Origin of the sequence: Streptomyces sp. SPB074 (assembly GCF_000154905.1) — a bacterium.
Classification (GTDB): Bacteria; Actinomycetota; Actinomycetes; order Streptomycetales; family Streptomycetaceae; genus Streptomyces.
In genome coordinates this window covers 3,916,799-3,922,107 of record NZ_GG770539.1, presented here as the reverse complement: position 1 = coordinate 3,922,107, position 5,309 = coordinate 3,916,799, and the positions used below count along the sequence as shown (strand labels likewise).

The 5,309-nt window shown below is 72.9% G+C and carries 4 protein-coding genes; 2 read left to right on the top strand and 2 right to left on the bottom strand.

The window, feature by feature from the left end; genetic code table 11:
* Positions 1-189 precede the first annotated feature (189 nt).
* Both SSBG_RS16345 and SSBG_RS16340 read left to right on the top strand, forming a co-directional pair.
* Positions 190-936 (top strand): SDR family NAD(P)-dependent oxidoreductase, encoded by a 747-nt coding sequence (locus SSBG_RS16345; RefSeq protein ID WP_037869929.1) that lies wholly within the window; start codon positions 190-192, stop codon positions 934-936.
* 168 nt (positions 937-1,104) lie between these two features.
* Positions 1,105-1,947: a helix-turn-helix transcriptional regulator gene (locus SSBG_RS16340; protein ID WP_008747201.1), complete on the top strand. Its 843-nt coding sequence runs from the start codon at positions 1,105-1,107 to the stop codon at positions 1,945-1,947.
* A 114-nt stretch (positions 1,948-2,061) separates the two neighbouring features.
* Here SSBG_RS16340 and SSBG_RS16335 read toward each other — a convergent pair whose 3' ends face one another.
* Together SSBG_RS16335 and groL are read right to left on the bottom strand one after the other, a co-directional pair.
* Positions 2,062-2,862 (bottom strand): helix-turn-helix transcriptional regulator, encoded by an 801-nt coding sequence (locus SSBG_RS16335; RefSeq protein ID WP_008747200.1) that lies wholly within the window; start codon positions 2,860-2,862, stop codon positions 2,062-2,064.
* Positions 2,863-3,329: 467 nt separating this feature from the next.
* Positions 3,330-4,952: a chaperonin GroEL gene (groL, locus tag SSBG_RS16330; RefSeq protein WP_008747199.1), complete on the bottom strand. Its 1,623-nt coding sequence runs from the start codon at positions 4,950-4,952 to the stop codon at positions 3,330-3,332.
* Positions 4,953-5,309: the final 357 nt, after the last annotated feature.

Sequence of the window (5,309 nt, the reverse complement as noted above, 5' to 3'; positions counted from 1 at the left end):
CCACCCCTCCCCCAAAGGGGGACCCCCGGTCCCTGGACAAGTGCGGCCTTCATCCCCCTCCCGTCCCGGGCCACTCTCGATGACGTAAGCGAAAGCCCCCGCGCACGTCTACGGAGCACCCCATGAGCGAGACCCACAACACCCCCGCGACCGCCGAGGCCCCCCCACGCCTCCACCCCCACCCCCAAGATCACCCTCGTCACCGGTGCCAACCGCGGGCTCGGCAGGCAGGCCGCTCTGCATCTCGCGGCCGCCGGGCAGGACCTCGTCCTCACCTACCGCTCGCACGCCGAGGAGATCGAGGCCGTGCTCGCCGAGGTGCGCGGGCTGGGTCGTACCGCCGTGGCCTTCCGGCTGGACACGACCGAGTTCGGCACGTTCCCGGCCTTCGCCGCGGACGTACGGGCCGCGCTGGACGAGCACTGGGGGCGGGACACCTTCGACCACCTCTTCAACAACGCCGGCTCCTCCGCGATGGCGCCCGTGGCCGAGACCACGGAGGCGCAGCTCGACAGCGTGTACGCGGTCCACTTCAAGGGCCCCTACCTGCTCACCCAGACGCTCCTGCCCCTGCTCGCCGATGGCGGCCGCGTCCTCAACGTCTCGACAGGCCTGACCCGCTTCACGCAGGTCGACGCCGCGCCCTACGCCGCGATGAAGGGCGCCGTCGAGGTCTTCACGCGCTACCTCGCGAAGGAACTCGGCCCGCGCCGCATCGCGGTCAACGCGATCGCCCCCGGTCCCACCGCCACCGACTTCGGCGGCGGTGAGCTGCGGGACGACGAGGCGGTACGGCAGGGCCTCGCGAGCGTCACCGCGATGGGTCACGTCGGCGACCCGGCCGACATCGGCGCCGCGGTCGCCGCCCTGCTGACGGACGGCACCGGCTGGATCACCGGCCAGCGCATCGAGGCCAGCGGCGGCATGTTGCTGTGACCCGCCCGTGCGACGCGGCCGGCCCGCACCGTGCGACGAACACGGGAAGGCCAGCCCGCACCGTACGACGGACGACACAGGCGCCCCGCACCCCAGGGCACTGAGCACGGGCCCGGGCCACCCGCCCCGCCCCACACCCCCGACACCCCGCCCCCCAGGAGGACCCCCGTGGACCGGGCTCAGCTCGCCGACTTCCTGCGCATCCGACGGGCCGCGCTGCAACCCGAGGACGTCGGGCTGCCGCGCGAGCCGCGCCGCCGTACCGGTGGGCTGCGGCGGGAGGAGGTGGCGGCGCTGTGCGAGATGTCCGCCGACCACTACACGCGTATCGAGCAGGAGCGCGGTCCGCAGCCTTCGGAGCAGATGCTCGCCGCGATGGCGCGCGGGCTGCGCCTCACGCTCGCCGAGCGGGACCACCTCTTCCTGCTCGCCGGTCACAACGCCCCCGCCCGCACGAGCCGTACGGACCACATCACGCCGGGGCTCATGCGCATCCTCGACCGGCTGGAGGACACTCCGGCGCAGGTGGTCTCGGGGGTCGGCGAGACGCTCAAGCAGACGCACGCGGCGACCGCGCTCCTCGGGGACCAGACCCTCTTCACCGGGCTGGAGCGCAGCATCGGCTACCGCTGGTTCGCCGCGCCCGAGACGGTGCGCCCGCTGTGCCCGGTGGAGGACCACACGCTGCGCGGGCGGTTCTTCGTCTCGGAGTTGCGCACGGCGTACGCCCGGGAGGGCAAGGGCGGGCGCGCCGAGGAGATCGCCGAGGCGCTGCTCACGCGCAGCGAGGAGTTCGCCGCGCTGTGGGCGGCGCACGAGGTCGGCCTGCCACAGACGGAGACGAAGCGGGTGCTCCACCCCGAGCTGGGACTGCTGGACCTGTACTGCCAGGTGCTCATCGACCCGGCGCAGTGGCAGTCGCTCCTCGTCTACACCGCCACTCCCGGTACCGAGAGCCACGAGAAGCTCCGGCTCCTCAACTCCCTCCCGGCCCGCACCCCGCACACCTGAGCAGCGAGCGCGGCCCGCAGCACCGGCGCGCGGCCCGCAGCACCGGCGCGGTACCCACGGCAGCGGCGCGCCGCCCGCAGCACCGGCGCGCCCCGCACGGCACCGCCGCACTGCTCACAGCACCCCGGCCTCCCGTGCCCGCAGCACCGTCGCGAGCCGGTCCCTCGTGCCGAACTTGCGGTAGAGGTGCGTGAGGTGGCGGTGGACGGTGCGGGGTGAGATGCCGAGGCGCTGCGCGATGGCGCTCGCGGCGCGGGCCTCGGCGAGCAGGGCGAGGACGGTGATCTCGCGCGGGGTGAGGCCGAGTGCGGCGGCGCGTTCCTCGCGTACGGTCGCCGCCTCCGGTCCCGCGGGGGGTGTGCGCCAGGCGCGCAGGTGGCTCGCGTGCGCTTCGACGGCGGCGAGTACGGGCTGGGCGCGGCGGGCGTAGGCGAGGTGGGCGGGGGTGAAGGGGCGGCGGCCGGTGCGGTGCAGGAGGCAGCCGTTGATGGCACCGTGCTCGGGGCGCGGGAGCGGCAGGGCGAGGATGTCGGTCGAGCCGAGCGTGTCGCGCAGGTGCCCGGCGGGGGCGGCGTGGCGCCAGGCGTGGGCTCCGGCGGTGGTGCGGGCGGTGAGGGGTTCGAGGGGGTGGCCGGCCGTGTAGTGGTCGACGAAGGGGTAGCCGGTGCGGATCACGTCGAGCTGCTGGGGGCCGAGGAGGTGGTGGGCGGGGCCCTCGGGGGTCCAGAGCCGGACGGTGCCCTCGCCGGGGTTCCACTCCTCGGCCTTGCGGACGGCGAGGTCGGCGTCGAGCGCGTCGAGCAGTTCGGTGAAGGCGAGGGACCACAGCTGTTCGGGGCGGGTCTCGTGGAGGGCGGTGACGGCGAGGCCGAGGAGCCGGGCGAGCGCGACCGGGTCCGCGTCGGCTCCGTGCATCCCCCGCTCCCTCCGTGACGTCCGTACCGGCCGGGGCCGGGTGTGTGGGTAGAAGTACTCATACCCTGCCGGACCCGTTCGCGGCATCCTGTCCCGGTGACGACCGTCCCGAACGGGGCGGTGGCACCGGGCCGCCCGCCCGCGCCGGATTCGGGGGAAGCGACGCGGGCGGGACCCGGTGGCACCCTCGCTCCCCGGGGGAACGCGGACGGCCGTCACGGCGAAGAGCGGCACCTCCTGACCCGGAGGTGCCGCTTTCTCGTCCCCGGGAACGCCCGGGGGACGCGCGGGCCGTACGACGGGAACGGGCCGCCCGCTCCGTACGGGCACGGCCCCCACCCGCCACCCGCGATCCAGGCCCCCGCCCCCGCGAGACCGCCCCCGCACGCGACCGGGGCCCGTACGTCCGCAGACGTACGGGCCCCGGGGAACCCTCATCCAGTCCGGCCGGGTGGCCGGGAACGGGATCAGAAGTCCATGTCACCGCCGGGCATCCCGCCCGGAGCGGCCGGGGCGGCCTTCTCCGGCTTGTCGGCGATGACGGCCTCGGTGGTGAGGAAGAGCGCGGCGATCGAGGCCGCGTTCTGGAGGGCGGAGCGCGTGACCTTGGCCGGGTCGAGGATGCCCTCGGCGATCATGTTCACGTACTCGCCGGTCGCGGCGTTGAGGCCGTGGCCGACCTCAAGGTTGCGGACCTTCTCCACCACGACGCCGCCTTCGAGGCCGGCGTTGACGGCGATCTGCTTGAGCGGGGCCTCCAGGGCGGTGCGGACGGCGGCCGCGCCGGTCGCCTCGTCGCCTTCGAGCTCCAGCTTGTCGAAGACCGCGGAAGCCTGGAGCAGGGCCACGCCACCACCGGCGACGATGCCCTCCTCGACGGCCGCCTTGGCGTTGCGCACGGCGTCCTCGATGCGGTGCTTGCGCTCCTTGAGCTCGACCTCGGTCGCGGCACCGGCCTTGATGACGGCGACGCCACCGGCGAGCTTCGCCAGGCGCTCCTGGAGCTTCTCGCGGTCGTAGTCCGAGTCGCTGTTCTCGATCTCGGCGCGGATCTGGTTGACGCGGCCCGCGACCTGCTCGCTGTCGCCGGCGCCGTCCACGATGGTCGTCTCGTCCTTGGTGATGACGACCTTGCGGGCGCGGCCGAGCAGCTCGATGCCGGCGTTCTCCAGCTTGAGGCCGACCTCCTCGGAGATGACCTGGCCACCGGTGAGGATGGCGATGTCGCCGAGCATGGCCTTGCGGCGGTCACCGAAGCCGGGGGCCTTGACCGCGACGGACTTGAAGGTGCCGCGGATCTTGTTGACGACGAGGGTGGAGAGCGCCTCGCCCTCGACGTCCTCGGCGATGATCAGCAGGGGCTTGCCCGACTGCATGACCTTCTCCAGCAGCGGAAGGAGGTCCTTCACGTTGCTGATCTTGGAGTTGGCGATGAGGATGTACGGGTCGTCGAGGGACGACTCCATGCGCTCCATGTCGGTGGCGAAGTACGCCGAGATGTAGCCCTTGTCGAAGCGCATACCCTCGGTGAGTTCCAGCTCCAGACCGAAGGTCTGGGACTCCTCGACGGTGATGACGCCTTCCTTGCCCACCTTGTCCATGGCCTCGGCGATGAGCTCGCCGATCTGGGTGTCGGCGGCGGAGATGGAGGCGGTGGAGGCGATCTGCTCCTTGGTCTCCACGTCCTTGGCCTGCTCCAGGAGCGCGCCCGAGACGGCCTCGACGGCCTGCTCGATGCCGCGCTTGAGGGCCATCGGGTTGGCGCCGGCGGCGACGTTGCGCAGGCCCTCGCGGACCAGCGCCTGGGCCAGGACGGTCGCGGTCGTCGTGCCGTCACCGGCGACGTCGTCCGTCTTCTTCGCGACCTCCTTGACCAGCTCGGCGCCGATCTTCTCGTACGGGTCCTCCAGCTCGATCTCCTTGGCGATGGAGACACCATCGTTGGTGATCGTGGGGGCGCCCCACTTCTTCTCCAGGACGACGTTGCGGCCCTTGGGGCCGAGGGTCACCTTGACGGCGTCGGCGAGCTGGTTCATACCGCGCTCAAGGCCGCGCCGCGCCTCCTCGTCGAACGCGATGATCTTGGCCATGTGAAGTGGTCCTCCCAGGACACGGGGTGGGCTGAGGGACCGTGGTGGCGCCCGCGACGGACGGCCTGGGACCCGCGCCGAATTCCTTGCCACGGCGGGGCCTCCGGGCCTCACCGACCCGGTCTCTCTGTCACTCTCACCATCAGAGTGCTAACGCTAATGATTAGCACTCTGCCCCATCGAGTGCAAGCCACTTGAGTGGGTCCTGCCCGGCCCTGCGTCCGCTCATGCCACCCGTACGGGTAAGCACGCGGGCTCGACGCGCGCGCGTACGCGCGAGACCGCCACCGCCACGGGCGAGCACGCCCCGCGCGAACAGCGCGCCCCCGACGCGAACAGCGCGCCCGTCCCGCCCGG

What these genes read in the sequence shown, in the direction of transcription:
- SSBG_RS16335 (WP_008747200.1), bottom strand. Translation starts at nt 2,862, where the DNA reads ATGCACGGAGCCGACGCGGACCCGGTCGCGCTCGCCCGGCTCCTCGGC.
- groL (WP_008747199.1), bottom strand. Translation starts at nt 4,952, where the DNA reads ATGGCCAAGATCATCGCGTTCGACGAGGAGGCGCGGCGCGGCCTTGAG.